Here is an 18238-nt window from a genome sequence, read left to right as displayed (position 1 = left end):
CCTGGATACCAACATAGTTACCCAGCGACTTGGACATCTTCTTCACGCCGTCGAGCCCTTCGAGCAGCGGCATGGTCACGATGTTCTGCGCTTCCTGGCCATAGGCACGCTGCAGCTCACGCCCCATCAGCAGATTGAACTTCTGATCGGTCCCCCCCAGCTCGACATCCGCCTTGAGCGCCACCGAGTCATAGCCCTGCACCAGCGGGTACAGGAACTCGTGGATCGCGATCGGCTGGTTGGTGGTGTAGCGCTTGTCGAAGTCATCACGCTCGAGCATGCGCGCCACGGTGTACTGCGACGCCAGGCGAATGAAGTCGGCCGGGGTCAGCTTGTCCATCCAGGTGGAGTTGAAGGCGACCTCGGTCTTGGCCGGGTCGAGGATCTTGAACACCTGCTGCTTGTAGGTCTCGGCGTTATCCAGCACCTGCTCGCGGGTCAGCGGCGGGCGCGTCGCGCTCTTGCCGCTCGGGTCGCCGATCATGCCGGTGAAGTCACCGATCAGGAAGATGACCTGGTGCCCCAGATCCTGGAACTGGCGCAGCTTGTTGATCAGCACCGTGTGCCCAAGGTGCAGGTCAGGCGCGGTCGGGTCGAAGCCGGCCTTGATGCGCAGAGGCTGGCCGCGCTTGAGCTTCTCCACCAGTTCCGACTCGACCAGTACTTCTTCCGCACCGCGCTTGATAAGCGCCAGCTGCTCTTCAACCGACTTCATAGACAAACCCGCAAGGCTCAGATTCAGGGGGAGCCAACCATACAAGATCGGCCGTCAATTACAAGTTTCGCAAAGGAATGTGACCCGAACGCAGGCTTGCGGCGTCTACGCGCCCTTGCGTGAAAATGGATTTGGTTATATTTTATACAGTTATTTCATCTTCATCATGTCATTCATCTTTTCCATTTCACTTTTTCAAAGTCACCTTGCCCATGACCAACGAACCGCCTAAAGCGCCCCCGCTTTATCCGAAAAGCCATCTGTTGGCCGCCAGCGGCATCGCCGCCCTGCTCAGCCTGGCCCTGCTGGTGTTCCCCTCCAGCGAAGTGGAAGCCAAGAAAACCACCCTCAACCTCGAGCTGGAAAGCCCTGCCGAACAGTTGAAGGACGAATCCCGCGCTGCACCCCTGGTGCAGGCCGAAGGTGAGCAAGGCTCGCCATTCGCCCAGATCGAAGACGCCGCCCCCGAAACCCAGAAGGTCGAGCAGGAAGCCCCTGCCGCTGCACCGGTCGTCGAAGCCGCCAAGGCGCCCAGCCACCGCGAAGTCACCGTGGCCCGTGGCGATACCCTTTCGACCCTGTTCGCCAAGGTCGGCCTGCCGACCAATGCGGTGCACGACCTGCTGGCCAGCAACAAGCAGGCCAAGCAGTTCAGCCAGCTCAAGCATGGCCAGGTGCTGCAGTTCGAGCTCGACAAGGACGGCCAGCTGGCCAGCCTGCATAGCAAGGTCAGCAACCTCGAAACCATTCGCCTGACCAAGACCGACAAGGGCTATACCTTCAACCGCGAAATCAGCAAGCCGTTAGTACGTACCGCCTACGCCCACGGCGTGATCAAAAGTTCGCTGTCGGCCTCGGCCCAGCGCGCCGGTCTGTCCCACAGCATGACCATGGACATGGCCCGCGTGCTGGGTTACGACATCGATTTCGCCCAGGATATTCGCCCGGGCGATGAATTCGACGTGGTCTATGAGCAGAAGGTGATGGACGGCAAGGTCGTTGGTACCGGCAACATCCTGTCCGCGCGCTTCACCAACCGCGGCAAGACCTACACCGCCGTGCGTTATACCAACAAGCAGGGCAACACCAGCTACTACACCGCCGATGGCAACAGCCTGCGCAAGGCATTCATCCGTACCCCGGTCGATTTCGCCCGCATCAGCTCGCGTTTCTCCGCCGGCCGCAAGCACCCGATCCTGAACAAGATCCGTGCCCATAAAGGTGTCGACTACGCCGCCCCACGCGGCACGCCGATCAAGGCAGCCGGTGACGGCCGCATCGAGCTGGCCGGGCGCCGCGGTGGTTATGGCAACACAGTGATCATCCAGCACGGCAACCGCTACAAGACGCTGTACGGCCACATGCAGGGCTTTGCCAAGGGCATCAAGACCGGCAGCTCGGTCAAGCAGGGCCAGATCATCGGCTATATCGGCACTACCGGCCTGTCCACCGGCCCGCACTTGCACTACGAGTTCCAGGTAAACGGTGTGCACGTTGACCCGCTGAGCCAGAAGGTGCCGATGGCCGACCCGATCGCCAGAAACGAGCGCCAGCGTTTCCTGCAGCAGAGCCAGCCCCTGATCGCCCGCATGGATCAGGAAAAGGCCACCCTGCTCGCAGCGAACAAGCGCTAAGCCCATGGCGCTCTACCTGGGGGTGATGTCCGGCACCAGCCTCGATGGCCTGGACATTGCCCTGATCGATCAAGGCGAGCAGCTCGAACTGCTCGCCACCCATTACCTGCCCATGCCCGGCGACCTGCGCCGGGACCTGCTAAGCCTTTGCAGCAGCGGCCCTGACGAGATCGCCCGCGCCGCACTGGCAGAAAACCGCTGGGCCAGCCTGGCAGGCGAAGGCATCCGCCAGCTGCTGGCAAAGCAAGGGCTGCAGGCCGATGCCATTCGTGCCATCGGCAGCCACGGCCAGACCATCCGCCACGAACCCGCACGCGGTTTTACCGTGCAGATCGGCAACCCTGCGCTGTTGGCCGAGCTTACCGGCATCAGCGTGGTCGCTGACTTCCGCCGTCGCGATGTGGCGGCCGGTGGCCAAGGCGCGCCACTGGTGCCGGCCTTCCATGAAACCCTGTTCAGCCACCTCGGCCAGCGCCTGGCCATCCTCAACGTGGGCGGTTTCAGCAACCTCAGCCTGATCGAACACGACAAGCCAGTCCACGGCTTCGACTGCGGCCCGGGCAACGTGCTGCTGGACGCCTGGATCGAGCGCAAGCGCGGCCAGGCCTACGATGCGGATGGGGCCTGGGCTGCCTCGGGTGTGGTGCTGCCCGAATTGCTCAGCGCACTGCTAGCCGATCCGTTCTTCGCCGGTAGCGGCCCGAAGAGTACCGGCCGCGAAGTGTTCAACCTGGCTTGGCTGGATAGCCACCTGGCCCGCCTGCCCGCTTATCACGATGAGGATGTGCAGGCGACATTGCTGGAGCTGACCGCACGCAGCATCATCGACTCACTGCGCTATGCCCAGCAAGGCACCGAAGCCCTGCTGGTCTGCGGTGGCGGCGCGCGTAACGGCGCCCTCATGGCACGCCTCGGCCAGTTACTGCCCGACGCCCGTGTCGCCAGCACAGGCGCCCATGGTGTTGACCCGGACTGGGTCGAAGCCATGGCCTTCGCCTGGCTGGCCCACTGTTGCCTGGAAGGCATCGCCGCCAACCGCCCAAGCGTGACAGCGGCCAAGGGCCTGCGCGTACTCGGCGCAATCTACCCGGCCTGAGCACTACCCCGGAAAGCAAACGCCGCGCAATTGCGCGGCGTTTTCGTATGGCCAGGCCTCAGATCGAGAACGAGGAACCGCAGCCGCAGGTGGTAGCAGCATTCGGGTTCTTGATCACGAAGCGCGAACCTTCCAGGCCTTCCTGGTAATCCACTTCGGCGCCAGCCAGGTATTGGAAGCTCATCGGGTCAACCACTAGGGAAACACCCTCGCGCTCTACGATGGTATCGTCTTCGGCTACGTCTTCATCGAAGGTGAAGCCGTACTGGAAGCCCGAGCAGCCGCCACCGGTGACGAACACTCGCAGCTTCAGACGATCGTTGCCTTCCTCGGAAACCAGGTTCTTCACCTTTTGTGCAGCGCCGTGGGTGAATTCCAAAGCCGTGGGGGTGAAGGTTTCGACGCTCATGTTGATTCTCCCGGCGCGGTAGCCGCCATAAAACTCGATGACGCGCATTATCCGCTTTCCCGAGAAAATCGGTCAAGAATTGTGCGGCTTTAGTCGCGACATACAAAAAGGCCCGCACGACGCGGGCCTTTTAGAACGCTAGCTGCTTATGGCAACAAGCCTGCGTGGGACAGGCCCATGCGCTCATCCAGGCCGAACAGGATGTTGAGGTTCTGCACCGCCTGGCCGGACGCGCCCTTGACCAGGTTGTCGATCACCGACAACACCACCACCAGGTCGCCACCCTGCGGGCGATGAACGGCAATGCGGCAGACGTTGGCGCCGCGCACGCTGCGGGTCTCCGGATGGCTGCCAGCCGGCATGACGTCGACGAACGGTTCATCGGCGTAGCGCTTCTCGAACAGCGCCTGCAGGTCGACCGAGGTGTCGGCGACGGTAGCGTACAGGGTCGCGTGAATGCCACGGATCATCGGCGTCAGGTGCGGAACGAAGGTCAGGCCGATATCCTTGCCGGCGGCCAGGCGCAGCCCCTGGCTGATTTCCGGCAGGTGGCGATGACCCTTGACGGCGTAGGCCTTCATGCTTTCGCCAGCTTCGCAGAACAGCGAACCCACCGCCGCGCCACGGCCAGCGCCACTGACACCCGACTTGCAGTCGGCGATCAGGCGCGACGGGTCGGCCAGTCCAGACCTCCAGCAACGGCAGGAAGCCCAGCTGGGTGGCGGTCGGGTAGCAACCCGGCACTGCGATCAGGCGCGCTTGGCGAATCTTCTCGCGGTTGACTTCAGGCAGGCCGTACACCGCGTCCTTGAGCAGCTCTGGCGCACCGTGCGGCTGGCCGTACCACTTGCCCCACTCGGCGGCGTCCTGCAGGCGGAAGTCGGCCGACAGGTCGATCACCTTGGTACCGGCCGCCAGCAGCTCGCCGGCCAGGGCGTGGGCAACACCATGCGGGGTGGCGAAGAACACCACATCACAGGCGGCCAGGGTCTTGCTGTCCGGCACGCTGAATGCGAGCCCGTCATAGTGGCCGCGCAGGTTCGGGTACATGTCCGCCACTGCAACGCCTGCCTCGGAGCGCGAAGTGATGACCGCCACTTCAGCCTGTGGATGCTGTGCCAGCAGACGCAACAGTTCGACGCCGGTGTAACCCGTGCCGCCGACGATACCGACCTTGATCATAACGCTTGCCCCTTATCAACGAGCCGTCTGGAAAGCGCACGATAATAGGGGCGCAAGGCGCCTGTAACAACTCTCCGGGTGACCCTTCGGGCGCTTGACCACTACTATCTGACGACCGTGTATTACCTGAAGGAACTCCCCCATGCTTTACCTATGGATCAAAGCGCTGCATATCGTCAGCGTGGTCTGCTGGTTCGCAGGTCTTTTCTACCTGCCGCGGCTGTTCGTCTACCACGCCCAAAGCCAGGACAGCATCAGCCAGGAACGCTTCGTGACCATGGAGCGCAAGCTGTTTCGCGGCATCATGAACCCGGCGATGATCGCCACCTACGTGTTCGGCGCGTGGATGCTCTACCTCACGCCCGGCTGGCTCAGCCAGGGCTGGCTGCATGCCAAGCTGACCCTGGTCATCCTGCTGACTGTCTACCATCACATGTGCGGCGCACAGCGCAAACGCTTCGCCAGCGGCAGCAACACCCGCAGCCACGTCTACTACCGCTGGTTCAACGAAGTACCCGTGCTGTTCCTGCTGGGTATCGTAATTCTGGTGGTGGTCAAACCGTTCTGACATAGCCACCCGCTCAAGGAGCCTTGCCATGTCGCTACCTGCCTCCCTCGAACAACGCCTGCGCCTGCCTGTGGTTGCAGCACCGATGTTCCTGATCTCCAACCCCAGGCTGGTACTGGCCTGTTGCGCCAGCGGCGTGGTCGGCAGCTTCCCGGCCCTGAACCAGAGTGACAGCGCCGGCTTCAAGGCCTGGCTGGAGGAAATCGAGGCAGGCCTGGCACTGCTGCAGGCGCCAGCGCCTTACGCCGTCAACCTGATCGTCCACCCGACCAACCCGCGCCTGCAGGCCGACCTGGCCTTGTGCGTGGAACACCGCGTGCCGATCGTCATTACCAGCCTGGGCGCGGTCAAGGAACTGGTCGATGCCGTGCACGGTTACGGCGGCCTGGTGTTCCACGATGTCACCACCCGCCGCCACGCCGAGAAAGCCGCCGAAGCCGGTGTCGATGGCCTGATCGCCGTCGCCGCCGGCGCAGGCGGGCATGCCGGCACCTGGAGCCCGTTCGCCCTGGCCGCGGAAATTCGTCAGTTCTTCGACAGGACCCTGCTGCTGGCCGGCTGTCTCAACCACGGGCACGAGATCCTCGCCGCGCAAATGCTGGGCGCCGACCTTGCATACATGGGCACCCGCTTCATCGCCACGGCCGAAAGCCAGGCCCCGGGCGCCTACAAGCAGATGCTGCTCGATGCCCATGCCGCCGACATCATCCACACCCCGGCGGTGTCCGGCGTCCCTGCCAGCTTCCTGCGCCCGAGCCTGGAGCAGGCCGGCTACGACATGAACGCCCTCAAGGACGGCCACGAGCAAGGCAAGCTCAAGCCGCTCGACGACGAAGCCAAGGCCTGGAAGACCGTGTGGTCGGCGGGCCAGGGGGTCGGCGGTATCGACGACCTGCCCAGCGCCAGCGCGCTGATCGGGCGGCTGCATGACGAGTACCGGAACGCTCTGGAACGCTGCCAGGCCCTGCGCGCGTGTACCTTGTAGCAAAAGGCAACACCTTGCCCGGCCAAGCTGTACACTAGGCGCCCTCTTCAGCCCCCAGGAGCCCTGCATGACCCGTTACGCCATGATCACTGGTGCTTCCAGCGGCCTGGGCCTGGCCCTGGCGGAAGCCCTGGCGCGGCGCGGGCGCAACCTGATCCTGGTGGCACGCCAGCGTGAAACGCTGGAGCCAGTGGCCATCGAGCTAACCCAACGCTTCGGGGTCGAGGTGTTGTTCCGAGCCTGCGACCTCAGCCAGCCGTTACGCCTTTCGGGCTTCGTGCTGGAACTGGAAGAAGGCGAGCGGCGCATCGACCTGCTGGTCAATTGTGCCGGCCTGCGCACCTACGGGCCATTCCTGGCCCATGAGTGGGCCGACGAGCAGGACCTGCTGGAAGTCAACGTGCTGGCCCTGAGCCGCCTGTGCCACGCCATCGGTAACCTGATGGCGGTGCAGGGTGGCGGGCAGATCCTCAATGTCGCCGGGCTTGCCGGGGTGGCGCCTGGCCCGTGGATGGCCACCTATGCCGCCAGCAAGGCCTATGTGCTGAGCTTTTCCCAGGCCTTGCGTGAAGAACTCAAGCGCACCGGCATCAAGGTCTCGGTACTGTGCCCCGGCCCGGTGCGCTCCTCGCGCCGGCGCATTCCACGGCTGGATGGCAAGCCGCGCTGCCTAAGCCCTGAGGAAGTGGCGCTGTACACTGTGCGCGCGCTGGACAAGAACCGCGCACTGATCCTGCCCGGCCGGCGCAACCGCTGGCTGGCGTTCGCCCCGCGCCTGTTGCCGCGCTGGCTGGTGCGCAAGCTGGCCGGGGCGATCCACCGCCGCTATTGCCCGGTCGGCATGGAATAGCCACTGGGCGAGCGGCGCCCGGCTGAGTACACTCGGCCCGACCCTCACCATGGAGCAAGTGCTGTGGACGATTTATTCATCAAGATCATCAACCGGGAAATCCCTGGCGAAGATCATCTACGAGGACGACCAGGTTCTGGCGTTCCACGATATCGCCCCCCAGGCGCCGGTGCATTTTCTGGTCATTCCGAAAAAGCACATCCGCACCCTCAATGACTTGACCGAAGAAGACAAAGGCCTGGCTGGCCACATCTTGTTCACCGCCCAGCGCCTGGCCAAGGAACTTGGCTGCGAGGACGGCTTCCGCGTGGTCATGAACTGCAACGAGCAAGGCGGCCAGACCGTCTACCACATCCACATGCACGTGCTTGGCCAGCGCCAGATGCACTGGCCGCCGGGCTGATCCACGGCAAGCGACCCTGCCACTATTGCGGTAAACTGTCGGGCACATTCTTGCGGAGGTGCCCGATGGCTACCGAACGTCACTACTCGCCGCTTGACCGCTTGTTGCTGCAGGCCGATACCGCCATGCGCACCTTGCTGCCCTTCAGCGGCCAACCCGCCCGCCCGTCGCCGGCCATCGTACAGCCGGACGTCGACCTGGACGAGCAGCAGGCCCGCCATGTTGCCGGGCTGATGCGTATCAACCACACCGGTGAGGTCTGCGCCCAGGCGCTGTATCAGGGCCAGGCCCTGACCGCCAAGCTGCCTGAAGTACGCAAGGCCATGGAACACGCCGCCGAGGAAGAAGTGGACCACCTGGCCTGGTGCGAACAGCGTATTCGCCAGCTGAACAGCCACCCCAGCGTGCTCAACCCGTTGTTCTACGGCATGTCGTTCGGTATCGGCGCACTCGCCGGGCTGGTCAGCGACAAGGTCAGCCTGGGCTTCGTCGCCGCAACCGAGCACCAGGTGTGCAAGCACCTCGACGAACACCTTGAGCAAATCCCGCAGGAAGACGAAAAGTCCCGGGCCATCCTCGAACAGATGCGTGTCGATGAGGAACAGCACGCCGAGTCTGCACTGGAAGCCGGCGGTTATCGCTTCCCCGCCCCTGTCCGCTTTGGCATGAGCCTGTTGGCCAAGGTCATGACCAAGAGCACCTACCGTATCTGAAGACATCACCATGACGGACCGTTTCGACGCCAAGGACCTGGCGCGCGCCGTGCAAGCCGGCATTCTCCAGCCGGGCCAGGACCAGGCCCTGCTGGCCTTCCTGCGCCAGCAACCGGCACAACGTGGCAGCTTCCAGCTGGCCCATGTCGCTTTTTACTTTGGCGCCCTGCTCATCATGGCCGCAATGGGCTGGTTGCTCACCGAAGCCTGGATGCGCATCGGCGACTGGGCGCTGCTGGTCATCGCCAGCCTCTATATCCTGTTGCTCACGCTGTTCGCCGTTAACCTGCAACGGCGCGCCCAACCCGTCGCGGCCGGGGTACTGGCGGCGGTAGCGGTCAGCATCGTGCCGCTGGCGGTATTCGCCATCGAACGGCTGGCCGGCTGGTGGCCGATGGATGATGCGCAGGCCAGCTATCACCAGTACTACACCTACGTGCAGGGCGGCTGGCTGGCAATGGAAGCGGCCACAGTACTCGCCGGGTTGTTGATGCTGAGGCTGATTCCCTACCCGTTCATCGTCATGCCGATTGCCGTGGCCTTGTGGTTCATGTCGATGGACCTGAGCGAATGGTTCTTCGGTTCGCCATTCAGCTGGGAGCAACGCCGCGAGGTTTCGTTGTGGTTCGGGCTGGGGATGCTGGCCGTGTTCGTCGCAGTGGATGGTCGCACCCGTGAAGACTACGCCCACTGGGGTTACCTGGCCGGGCTGGCGGCATTCTGGGGCGGGCTGACGCTGGTGGACAGCGGCAGCGAGTTGGGCAAGGCCCTGTACTGCCTGATCAATATTGCCCTGATGGGTATGGCAGTGCTGTTGCGTCGGCCGGTGTTCATGGTGTTCGGGGCGTTGGGCGTGGCAGCTTACCTGGGGTATCTGTCGTACGAGGTATTTGCCGAGTCGCTGCTGTTCCCGGTGGTGGTAACCCTGATCGGGCTGGGGGTTATCGGGTTGGGGCTGGTTTACCAGAAGCGGCGGGAGCGGTTGAGCCGGGTGCTGCGCGGTTGTTTGCCGGGATGGGTGCGGGCTGCACTGCCTGCACTTCGTAGCTGAAATTGTCGGGGCCGCTCCGCGCCCCATCGCCGGCAAGCCAGCTCCCACCGCGACCGCATTGACCTCAAGCCATGTGCTATTCCTGTGGGAGCTGGCTTGCCGGCGATGGGCTGCAACGCAGCCCCAAACATTTACTGTTCAACCCAGCTCTACAATCTCGTACCCGTGGGTAATCTCAACCCCGGCACGCTCGAGCATGATCGAGGCCGAGCAATACTTCTCCGCCGACAGCTCCACCGCACGCTTGACCTGAGCCTCTTTCAGCCCACGCCCCTTCACCACGAAGTTCATGTGGATCTTGGTAAACACCTTCGGGTCTTCGCTCGCACGCTCCGCCTCAAGGAACGCCTCGCAGCTTTCCACCGCCTGGCGCGATTTCTTCAGAATGCTGACCACGTCGAAGCTGCTGCAACCACCCAGGCCCAGCAACAGCATTTCCATCGGGCGCACACCCAGGTTGCGGCCGCCGGCCTCGGGCGGGCCGTCCATCACGACGACATGGCCGCTCCCCGATTCGCCGAGGAACATCGCCTCACCGGCCCACTGGATACGTGCCTTCATCTACCCGGACTCCTGATATTCGGAAAAGGGTGTCAGCTTAGACCTTGTGCGGCCGTGGGAAAAGTACGAGTCGTGTCGGTTTAGTACCGAAACATCCTGTAGTGTCTGATAAGCTGGCGCCAAATGACTGGCGCACTCCGCCAGCCAACCTTTATAAAAAGCCTATGCGTCGTATCGAACAGGATTTCGTGATGGTTGCCTCCGCCCTACCCGCAAAGATCAAGAACATCGACAGGCTGCTGGCGCACTGCCAGCGCCGCCGCTATACCGCCAAAAGCAACATCATGTGCGCCGGCGACCGGGCCGAGACACTGTCGTTCATCATCAACGGTTCGGTCACCATCCTCATCGAAGACGATGAAGGCCATGAAATGATCATCGCCTACCTCAACAATGGCGACTTCTTCGGCGAGCTGGGCCTGTTCGAACCGGTCGAGGGTGACCAGCAGCGCAGTGCCTGGGTGCGCGCCAAGACCGAATGCGAAGTAGCCGAAATAAGTTACGAAAAGTTTCGAGAACTGGCGCGCCAGGACCCGGAAATCCTGTACGCCCTGGGCAGCCAGATGGCCCAGCGCCTGCGCAACACCACGCGCAAGGTCGGCGACCTGGCGTTCTTCGACGTCACCGGGCGCGTCGCCCGTTGCCTGCTGGAGCTGTGCAAGCAACCCGACGCCATGACCCACCCCGACGGCATGCAGATCAAGATCACCCGTCAGGAAATCGGCCGTATCGTCGGTTGCTCCCGGGAAATGGTCGGCCGCGTCCTCAAGGACCTGGAAGAACGCAGCCTGGTGCAGGTCAAAGGCAAGACCATGGTGGTCTACGGTACCCGCTAGTCCCTCGGCAGGTCGGCCAGCACTTTGGCATAGGCCTGCGACAGGCGCTCGAACCAGGGCGCCGCGGGTGCCACTTCGTGCAGGGCAATATGCGCATCGGCGCGGCAGCGCTGCTCCAGTTCGCAGCACTCGTTGAAGCGGTTGACCGCTGCCACCATCGCCTCCCGCTCGTTATCCAGCAGCAGCGCCCCGTGCACCAGCACCACCGGGCGCTTGCCGCCCAGCCCCTGGCGCCAGCGTTGGGCAGTGCCCACCAGTTTGCGACCATTGAGGTTGACGTTGTAGCGGCCGTCGCAGAAGGCCCCGTCGATTTCGCCGACCGACGCCACCCCGCCCCACTCGCGCAGCACCTCGCACAGCGGCAGGCACAGCCGCTCGTAGGCGTTTTCGATACGGCCATGGTCACCTTCGCTGCGCGGGGCGACATAGACCAGGGCGACGTTCACGGTGGCGTGCGACTGTGGCACCGGCTCGCCGCCGGTTTCGCGCAGCAGCACCGGCCAGCCGGCAATCGCCAGCTCCGCGCAGGCGGCTTCGAAGTTGTCCACACGGCTCATGCGCCGGGGCATGACCAGGGCGTGGTCGGTCGGGCGCCAGAACAGCACGCCACTGTCGCGCTCGCCGCGGCAGACGGCGGCCAGCAGTTCCTGTTCGGCGTGCAGGCCTTGTTCGACGGTCAGGGCAAGGGGGTGATCGGTCATTGATCCACCTTTGATATTGTTTTCAAGGGCCTCTTCGCGGGTGAACCCGCTCCCACAGGATAACCACGGTGTTCAAGACCTGTGGAGTACCTGTGGGAGCGGGTTCACCCGCGAATGGGGCCATAGCAGGCATATAAAAAAGCCGGCAACAACGCCGGCTTCGCTTGATCAGTCCAGTTGCTGAACAGTCTTCTTCACCTGGTCCGGGAAGAACAACCGTTGCAGTTCCAGCCCTGGCTGTTCGGCGCGCATGAACGCCTCACCCACCAGGAACGAATAGACCTCATTGATCGCCATCAGCTCCACATCGGCCCGGTTCAGGATGCCGCTCTCGGTAATCGCCAGGCGGTCACGCGGAATACGCGGCAGCAGATCGAGGGTGGTTTCCAGGCTGACCTCGAAGGTGTGCAGGTTGCGGTTGTTCACCCCCACCAGCGGTGTATCCAGGGTTTTCAAAGCGCGCTCCAGTTCATCGCCGTCATGCACTTCTACCAGCACGTCGAGACCGACATCCTTGGCCGTGGCCGCCAGTTCGGCCATTTTCACGTCATCCAGCGCCGACACGATCAGCAGCACACAGTCCGCACCAAGGGCCCGGGCTTCGACGATCTGGTACGGGTCGACCATGAAGTCCTTACGGATCACCGGCAGCGACACCGCGGCGCGGGCCTGCTGCAGGTACTCGTCGGCGCCCTGGAAGTAGTCCACGTCGGTCAGTACCGACAGGCAAGTCGCCCCGCCCTTCTCGTAGCTGACGGCGATTTCCGCCGGCACGAAGTTTTCGCGGATCACGCCCTTGCTTGGCGAAGCCTTCTTGATTTCGGCAATGACCGCCGGCTGCTTGCGCGCGGCTTGCTCGATCAGGGCTTTGGCAAAGCCACGCGGGGCGTCGGCAGCCTTGGCCAGGCCCTCCAGTTCGGCGAGGCTGACGCGCGCGCTGCGCTCGGCCACTTCCTGAAACTTGCGGGCAATGATCCTTTCCAGCACCGTCGGCACACTCATGCTTCGTTCTCCACCTTGAATACTGCAGTAAAGGCACCCAGCTCCTGCAGCTTCTCCCAGGCCAGCCCGGTGTGCAGTACGTCGTGGGCCAGTTCAACCCCGGCTTTCAGGCTCATGGCATGGTCGGCGGCATACAGCGCCGCGCCCGCATTGAGCACGATCATCTCGGCAGCCTTCTGGCCATTTTCGGTCTTGCGTCGGCCCAGCGCATCGCGAATCAGCTCCAGCGACGCCTGCGGGTTCTCGACGGCCAGACCGTGCAGGCTCTGGCTTTTCATGCCGAGGTCTTCCGGCTCAACCCAGTACTCGGTGATTTCGCCATGCTTCAATTCGGCGACGAAGGTCGGCGCGGCCAGGCTGAACTCGTCCAGGCCGTCCTTCGAGTGCACAACCAGCACGTGCTTGCTGCCCAGGCGCTGCAGTACTTCCGCCAACGGGCGGCACAGGGTCTGGGCGAATACACCGACCACCTGGTGCTTCACCCCGGCCGGATTCGTAAGCGGGCCGAGCATGTTGAACAGGGTACGCAGCCCCAGATCGCGACGCGGGCCTGCAGCGTGCTTCATGGCCGAGTGATGGCTTTGCGCGAACATGAAGCCGATGCCCAGGCTATCGATGCAGCGGGCCACCTGGGTGGGCGTCAGGTTAAGGTAGATACCGGCGGCTTCCAGCAGGTCGGCACTGCCGCTCTTGCCCGACACTGCGCGGTTGCCGTGCTTGGCCACGGTGCAACCCGCCGCCGCCAGAACAAACGACGAGGCGGTCGACACGTTGAAGATGTTGGCACCATCACCGCCGGTACCGACGATATCGACCACGCCATCGAGACTTTGCAGTTCGACCTTGTCAGCCAGCTCGCGCATCACCGACACCGCACCGACAATCTCGTCGATGCTTTCGCTCTTCATGCGCATGCCCATCAGAAAAGCACCGATCTGCGCTTCGCTGCACTGGCCGGTCATGATCTGGCGCATGACGTCGCGCATTTCTTCGGTGGACAGGTCCAGTTGGCCGACGATACGGCTCAACGCGCTCTTGATATCCATGTTCGATCCTTAGCGGCGGCCGCCGGTCTGCTTGAGGAAGTTGGCGAACAGTTCGTGGCCCTGTTCGGTCAGGATCGATTCGGGGTGGAACTGCACCCCTTCGATATTCAGTGTCTTGTGGCGCAAGCCCATGATCTCGTCGACCGAACCGTCGGCATGGGCGGTCCAGGCGGTCACTTCCAGGCACTCGGGCAGGGTTTCGCGCTTTACCACCAGCGAGTGGTAACGGGTCACGGTCAACGGGTTGTTGAGGCCGGCGAACGCACCCAGGTCACGGTGATATACCGGGCTGGTCTTGCCGTGCATCACCTGGCGGGCACGCACCACGTCACCGCCAAAGGCCTGACCGATGGACTGGTGGCCCAGGCACACGCCCAGGATTGGCAGCTTGCCGGCAAAATGCAGGATGGCCTCGATGGACACGCCCGCCTCGCTCGGCGTGCACGGGCCCGGAGATACGACGATGCGCTCGGGGTTGAGGGCTTCGATCTGGGCGATGGTCATTTCGTCATTGCGAATGACCTTGACCTCGGCACCCAGCTCGCCAAGGTACTGAACGACGTTGTAAGTAAATGAGTCGTAATTGTCGATCATCAGTAACATCGGGTTAAACCTCTTGAATCTACTGACTTCAGAATTCGAACCTTCCTGCCCCCGCCAACAGGCGCGGCTTGGCCACAGGGGGCGGTAGAGAGGAAGGCAAACGGGGGCGGGCCGGACGGGCCGGCAGGGGATAAAGTCAGGCGCGCCAACGCCAACGGGCGTGGGCCTTGATAACGCGCATCAAGAGTTTGCTGACGATCAACACAGGATAGGTCTCGCTCATACGTCACGGCACAGTAGCCTACCGGGGCGGCGGGCGCAATATGCCTGTAAACACGGGGAAACGAATGGACTTGGGAGGGATGCACTGCGATTTGCTATGGTCGATCGGGTTGTCCTTCATAACAACAAAGAAAAGGATGTTCACCGATGCGAAAAGCACCGTTATCGCGCTTTACCCTCGCCTCACTGGCACTGGCCTGCAGCCAGGCGTTCGCAGCGCCCTCGCCCTACTCCAACATGATCGTATTCGGCGACAGCCTCAGCGACTCGGGGCAGTTTGGCGGCATACGTTTCACCAACCGCGATGCCAACGGCAATTATGCACCCGTGTCACCCATGATCCTGGGCGGACGATTGGGCGTGGCCCCGGGTGCGCTGGGCCCCTCGACCTCGCCGATCAACCCCATCCTTGGGGTGCCTGATGGCAACAACTGGGCAGTCGGCGGTTACACCACCCAGCAGATCCCCTGGATTCGATCACCACCACATCCGAAACCATCATTCCACCAGGGCGCCCCGGCGCCGGGCTGATACTGCGAGAAAAGCCGGGCTACCTGGCCAACGGCCTGCGTGCCGACCCCAACGCGCTGTACTACCTGACCGGCGGCGGCAACGACTTCCTGCAAGGCCTGGTCAACAGTCCGGCTGATGCCGTAGCTGCAGGGGCCCGCCTGGCCGCCAGTGCCCAAGCCCTGCAGCAAGGTGGCGCCCGCTACATCATGGTCTGGCTGCTGCCCGATCTGGGGCAGACGCCGAACTTCAGCGGTACGCCGCAAGAGAACCCGCTGTCGCTGCTGTCCGGTGCCTTCAACCAGTCGCTGCTCGGCCAACTGCGACAGATCGATGCCGAAATCATTCCACTGAACATCCCGGTGCTACTGAGCGAAGCACTGGCCAGCCCCGAGCAGTTCGGCCTGGCCACCGGCCAGAATCTGGTCGGCACCTGTTACAGCGGTGAAGGCTGCGTGGAAAACCCGGTGTATGGCGCCAACGGCACCACGCCGGACCCGACCAAGCTGCTGTTCAACGACTCGGTGCACCCGACCATCGCCGGCCAGCAACTGATTGCCGACTACGGCTACTCGATCCTTTCCGCCCCGTGGGAACTTACCCTGCTGCCCGAAATGGCCCACGCCAGTGTGCGCGCCCACCAGGACGAATTGCGCAACCAGTGGCAGACACCCTGGCAGGCGGTGGGCCAGTGGCAAGCCTTTGTCGCCAACGGCGCCCAGGACCTGGACTTCGACGGCCAGCGCAGCGCAGCCAGCGGCGATGGGCGCGGCTACAACCTGACCCTGGGTGGCAGCTACCGCCTGAACGATGCCTGGCGCCTGGGCCTGGCCGGCGGCGTGTACCGGCAGAAACTGGAGGCCGGCGCACAGGACTCGGACTACAAGCTGGACAGCTACCTGGCCAGCGCCTTCGCCCAATACCGCCAGGACCGCTGGTGGGCCGATGCGGCGCTGACCGCCGGGCATCTTGATTACAGCGACCTCAAGCGCACCTTCGCCCTTGGCGTGAACGACCGCAGCGAAAAGGGTGACACCGATGGCGAGGCCTGGGCGATGTCGGGGCGGCTGGGCTACAACCTGGCGGCCGAGGGCAGCAGCTGGCAGCTGGCGCCGTTCATCAGCGCCGATTATGCGCGGGTGAAGGTGGATGGCTATGACGAGAAGAGCGGGCGCTCGACGGCACTGGGCTTCGATGATCAGGAACGTACCTCACGCCGTTTGGGCGTGGGGTTGCTGGGCAGTGTGCAGGTGCTGCCGAGTACCCGGCTGTTCGCCGAGGTGGCGCAGGAGCATGAATTCGAAGATGACCAGCAGGATGTGACAATGCACCTGACCAGCCTGCCGGCGAATGACTTCACCCTGACCGGGTATACGCCGCACAGCGACCAGACCCGGGCGAGCCTGGGGGTGAGCCATGAAGTGGTGGCGGGGGTGCATTTGCGCGGCAACTACAACTGGCGCAAGAGTGATGAGTTGACGCAGCAGGGAGTGAGTTTGGGCGTCAGCGTCGACTTTTGAATTGATGGGGCCGCTTTGCGGCCCTTCGCGGGCTCGCCCGCTCCCACAGGTACTGCACAGGCCTTGCAGCATGTGATCACCCTGTGGGAGCGGGCATCCCGCGAAGGGCTGCAAAGCAGCCCCGATCAACATTTATTTGGCCGAAGTCTGCTCAGCCAGCGCCACCGCGCGGAACATCGCCCGGCGCTTGTTGATGGTCTCTTCCCACTCCAGCGCCGGCACCGAGTCGGCAACGATGCCGCCCCCCGCCTGCACATGCAGCTCACCGTCCTTGATCACGGCAGTACGGATCGCAATGGCGGTATCCATGTTGCCATTCCATGCGAAGTAACCGACGGCGCCACCGTAAACCCCACGCTTGACCGGCTCCAGCTCGTCGATGATCTCCATCGCACGAATCTTCGGCGCACCCGAAAGCGTACCGGCCGGCAGGATCGCCCGCAGCGCGTCCATCGCCGTCAGCCCTTCGCGCAGCTGGCCGGTGACGTTGGAGACAATGTGCATCACGTTGGAGTAACGCTCGATCACCATCTTTTCGGTCAGGCGTACGCTGCCGGTCGAGGAAACGCGACCAACGTCGTTACGGCCCAGGTCGATCAGCATCAAATGCTCGGCAATTTCCTTGTCATCCGACAGCAGGTCGTCTTCCAGCGCGCGGTCGGCCTCTTCGGTAGCACCACGCGGGCGGGTGCCGGCAATCGGGCGAACGGTGACCAGGTTGTCCTCGACGCGCACCAGCACCTCGGGCGAGCTGCCGACCACATGGAAGTCACCAAAGTTGAAGAAGTACATGTACGGCGTCGGGTTGAAGCAGCGCAGCGCGCGATACAGGTCGATTGGCGCAGCCTTGAAGTCGATCGACATGCGCTGCGACGGCACCACCTGCATGCAGTCACCGGCCAGGATGTATTCCTTGATACGGCCGACGGCGTTCTCGTAATCCTCGCGGGTGTAACTGGAACGGAACTCCGGTTCGCCAGCCTGCGGGCCACTCAGGTCCAGGCCACGGCGTGGGGTGATCGGCTGACGCAGGGTTTCCAGCAGGCCTTGCAGGCGCGCCTGGCCCTGTTCGAAAGCCTGCTCTTGAGCCGGGTCGACCAGCACGATCGCGTGCATCTTGCCCGCCAGGTTGTCGAACACCACCACCGCATCGGACACCATCAGCAGGATATCCGGCACGCCCAGCGGGTCCGGGTTGGGGCTGGCGCCCAGGCGCTTTTCCACATAGCGCACGCAGTCGTAGCCGAAGTAGCCGACCAGGCCGCCGTTGAAGCGCGGCAGGCCGGGGATATCGGCAACCTTGTAACGGTCCTTGAAGGTTTCGACGAAGGCCAGCGGGTCTTCGACATCGTGGCTTTCCACCTCCACGCCATCCCGCAGGATGCTGACGTGGTAACCGTGCACACGCATCACGGTGCGCGACGGCAGGCCAATCATCGAGTAACGGCCCCACTTCTCGCCGCCCTGCACCGATTCGAGCAGGTACGAGTTGGGCTGGTCGGCCAGTTTCAGGTAGATCGACAGCGGCGTGTCAAAGTCGGCCAGGGTTTCGCAGGCCAGGGGAATGCGGTTGTAGCCGGCAGCGGCCAGGCGCAGGAATTCTTCGCGGGTCATGGGTAGCCTCGTGGCAA

15 protein-coding genes and 4 pseudogenes (1 of these 19 running past the window's edge) are annotated in these 18238 nt (G+C 63.4%); 10 read left to right on the top strand and 9 right to left on the bottom strand.

Annotated features, from left to right (window positions below; genetic code table 11):
• Positions 1–715 (bottom strand): annotated as a pseudogene (gene tyrS, locus QIY50_12925) (tyrosine--tRNA ligase) (it extends 487 nt beyond the left edge of the window).
• A gap of 212 nt (positions 716–927) precedes the next feature.
• On the opposite strand from tyrS, the gene QIY50_12920 reads away from it, so the two are divergent.
• Positions 928–2349, top strand: coding sequence for a peptidoglycan DD-metalloendopeptidase family protein (locus QIY50_12920; protein WGV22966.1), 1422 nt, complete (start codon positions 928–930; stop codon positions 2347–2349).
• Positions 2350–2353: 4 nt separating this feature from the next.
• The gene (locus QIY50_12915) at positions 2354–3445 is read left to right on the top strand and encodes an anhydro-N-acetylmuramic acid kinase (GenBank protein WGV22965.1); all 1092 of its coding nucleotides are present in this window, start codon (positions 2354–2356) and stop codon (positions 3443–3445) included.
• 58 nt (positions 3446–3503) lie between these two features.
• Here the strand turns inward: QIY50_12915 and erpA are convergent, their stop codons facing one another.
• Together erpA and argC are read right to left on the bottom strand one after the other, a co-directional pair.
• The gene (gene erpA / locus QIY50_12910) at positions 3504–3854 is read right to left on the bottom strand and encodes an iron-sulfur cluster insertion protein ErpA (GenBank protein WGV22964.1); all 351 of its coding nucleotides are present in this window, start codon (positions 3852–3854) and stop codon (positions 3504–3506) included.
• 146 nt (positions 3855–4000) lie between these two features.
• Positions 4001–5036, bottom strand: a pseudogene (gene argC, locus QIY50_12905) (N-acetyl-gamma-glutamyl-phosphate reductase).
• Between the two features lie 142 nt (positions 5037–5178).
• Here argC and hemJ point away from each other — a divergent pair.
• The 6 genes and pseudogenes from hemJ (at position 5179) to QIY50_12875 (ending at position 9606) form a co-directional block, all read left to right on the top strand.
• Positions 5179–5604 (top strand): protoporphyrinogen oxidase HemJ, encoded by a 426-nt coding sequence (gene hemJ, locus QIY50_12900; GenBank protein ID WGV22963.1) that lies wholly within the window; start codon positions 5179–5181, stop codon positions 5602–5604.
• A gap of 28 nt (positions 5605–5632) precedes the next feature.
• Positions 5633–6589, top strand: coding sequence for a nitronate monooxygenase family protein (locus QIY50_12895; GenBank protein WGV22962.1), 957 nt, complete (start codon positions 5633–5635; stop codon positions 6587–6589).
• 67 nt (positions 6590–6656) lie between these two features.
• On the top strand, positions 6657–7439 hold the full coding sequence (locus QIY50_12890) for an SDR family oxidoreductase (GenBank protein ID WGV22961.1): 783 nt from the start codon (positions 6657–6659) through the stop codon (positions 7437–7439).
• 63 nt (positions 7440–7502) lie between these two features.
• A pseudogene (locus QIY50_12885) lies at positions 7503–7842 on the top strand (histidine triad nucleotide-binding protein).
• A gap of 65 nt (positions 7843–7907) precedes the next feature.
• Positions 7908–8555 (top strand): 2-polyprenyl-3-methyl-6-methoxy-1,4-benzoquinone monooxygenase, encoded by a 648-nt coding sequence (coq7, locus tag QIY50_12880; protein ID WGV22960.1) that lies wholly within the window; start codon positions 7908–7910, stop codon positions 8553–8555.
• A gap of 10 nt (positions 8556–8565) precedes the next feature.
• Positions 8566–9606 carry a DUF2157 domain-containing protein gene (locus tag QIY50_12875; protein WGV22959.1) on the top strand — a complete coding sequence of 347 codons (1041 nt, stop codon included), beginning with the start codon at positions 8566–8568 and terminating at the stop codon, positions 9604–9606.
• A 138-nt stretch (positions 9607–9744) separates the two neighbouring features.
• Here QIY50_12875 and QIY50_12870 read toward each other — a convergent pair whose 3' ends face one another.
• A complete protein-coding gene (locus QIY50_12870; GenBank protein WGV22958.1) occupies positions 9745–10167 on the bottom strand; it encodes an OsmC family protein in 423 nt (140 codons plus the stop codon).
• 191 nt (positions 10168–10358) lie between these two features.
• On the opposite strand from QIY50_12870, the gene crp reads away from it, so the two are divergent.
• Positions 10359–11003, top strand: a complete 645-nt coding sequence (gene crp / locus QIY50_12865; protein WGV22957.1) for a cAMP-activated global transcriptional regulator CRP — start codon at positions 10359–10361, stop codon at positions 11001–11003.
• On the opposite strand, the gene QIY50_12860 is transcribed toward crp, so the two are convergent.
• From QIY50_12860 to QIY50_12845, 4 genes are all read right to left on the bottom strand, one after another.
• Entirely contained in the window at positions 11000–11704 is a 705-nt protein-coding gene (locus tag QIY50_12860) for a lipoate--protein ligase family protein (GenBank protein ID WGV22956.1), read from the bottom strand. The genes crp and QIY50_12860 overlap by 4 nt on opposite strands.
• Before the next feature lie 168 nt (positions 11705–11872).
• Positions 11873–12706 carry an indole-3-glycerol phosphate synthase TrpC gene (gene trpC, locus QIY50_12855; protein WGV22955.1) on the bottom strand — a complete coding sequence of 278 codons (834 nt, stop codon included), beginning with the start codon at positions 12704–12706 and terminating at the stop codon, positions 11873–11875.
• Complete coding sequence (gene trpD / locus QIY50_12850) at positions 12703–13752, bottom strand: anthranilate phosphoribosyltransferase (protein ID WGV22954.1); 1050 nt, start codon at positions 13750–13752, stop codon at positions 12703–12705. Before trpD ends, trpC begins: the two co-directional genes overlap by 4 nt.
• Positions 13753–13761: 9 nt before the next feature.
• Positions 13762–14355: an aminodeoxychorismate/anthranilate synthase component II gene (locus QIY50_12845; protein WGV22953.1), complete on the bottom strand. Its 594-nt coding sequence runs from the start codon at positions 14353–14355 to the stop codon at positions 13762–13764.
• Positions 14356–14724: 369 nt separating this feature from the next.
• Here QIY50_12845 and estP point away from each other — a divergent pair.
• A pseudogene (estP, locus tag QIY50_12840) lies at positions 14725–16607 on the top strand (esterase EstP).
• Between the two features lie 132 nt (positions 16608–16739).
• On the opposite strand, the gene trpE reads toward estP, so the two are convergent.
• Positions 16740–18221 (bottom strand): anthranilate synthase component I, encoded by a 1482-nt coding sequence (trpE, locus tag QIY50_12835; GenBank protein WGV22952.1) that lies wholly within the window; start codon positions 18219–18221, stop codon positions 16740–16742.
• Positions 18222–18238: the final 17 nt, after the last annotated feature.

Source organism: Pseudomonas putida, from assembly GCA_029953615.1.
Taxonomy (GTDB): Bacteria; Pseudomonadota; Gammaproteobacteria; order Pseudomonadales; family Pseudomonadaceae; genus Aquipseudomonas.
The sequence above is the reverse complement of the archived record's forward strand: the minus strand, read 5'-3'. Positions and strand labels throughout refer to the sequence as shown.

What these genes read in the sequence shown, in the direction of transcription:
- QIY50_12920 (WGV22966.1), top strand. Translation starts at nt 928, where the DNA reads ATGACCAACGAACCGCCTAAAGCGCCCCCGCTTTATCCGAAAAGCCAT.
- QIY50_12915 (WGV22965.1), top strand. Translation starts at nt 2,354, where the DNA reads ATGGCGCTCTACCTGGGGGTGATGTCCGGCACCAGCCTCGATGGCCTG.
- erpA (WGV22964.1), bottom strand. Translation starts at nt 3,854, where the DNA reads ATGAGCGTCGAAACCTTCACCCCCACGGCTTTGGAATTCACCCACGGC.
- hemJ (WGV22963.1), top strand. Translation starts at nt 5,179, where the DNA reads ATGCTTTACCTATGGATCAAAGCGCTGCATATCGTCAGCGTGGTCTGC.
- QIY50_12895 (WGV22962.1), top strand. Translation starts at nt 5,633, where the DNA reads ATGTCGCTACCTGCCTCCCTCGAACAACGCCTGCGCCTGCCTGTGGTT.
- QIY50_12890 (WGV22961.1), top strand. Translation starts at nt 6,657, where the DNA reads ATGACCCGTTACGCCATGATCACTGGTGCTTCCAGCGGCCTGGGCCTG.
- coq7 (WGV22960.1), top strand. Translation starts at nt 7,908, where the DNA reads ATGGCTACCGAACGTCACTACTCGCCGCTTGACCGCTTGTTGCTGCAG.
- QIY50_12875 (WGV22959.1), top strand. Translation starts at nt 8,566, where the DNA reads ATGACGGACCGTTTCGACGCCAAGGACCTGGCGCGCGCCGTGCAAGCC.
- QIY50_12870 (WGV22958.1), bottom strand. Translation starts at nt 10,167, where the DNA reads ATGAAGGCACGTATCCAGTGGGCCGGTGAGGCGATGTTCCTCGGCGAA.
- crp (WGV22957.1), top strand. Translation starts at nt 10,359, where the DNA reads ATGGTTGCCTCCGCCCTACCCGCAAAGATCAAGAACATCGACAGGCTG.
- QIY50_12860 (WGV22956.1), bottom strand. Translation starts at nt 11,704, where the DNA reads ATGACCGATCACCCCCTTGCCCTGACCGTCGAACAAGGCCTGCACGCC.
- trpC (WGV22955.1), bottom strand. Translation starts at nt 12,706, where the DNA reads ATGAGTGTGCCGACGGTGCTGGAAAGGATCATTGCCCGCAAGTTTCAG.
- trpD (WGV22954.1), bottom strand. Translation starts at nt 13,752, where the DNA reads ATGGATATCAAGAGCGCGTTGAGCCGTATCGTCGGCCAACTGGACCTG.
- QIY50_12845 (WGV22953.1), bottom strand. Translation starts at nt 14,355, where the DNA reads ATGTTACTGATGATCGACAATTACGACTCATTTACTTACAACGTCGTT.
- trpE (WGV22952.1), bottom strand. Translation starts at nt 18,221, where the DNA reads ATGACCCGCGAAGAATTCCTGCGCCTGGCCGCTGCCGGCTACAACCGC.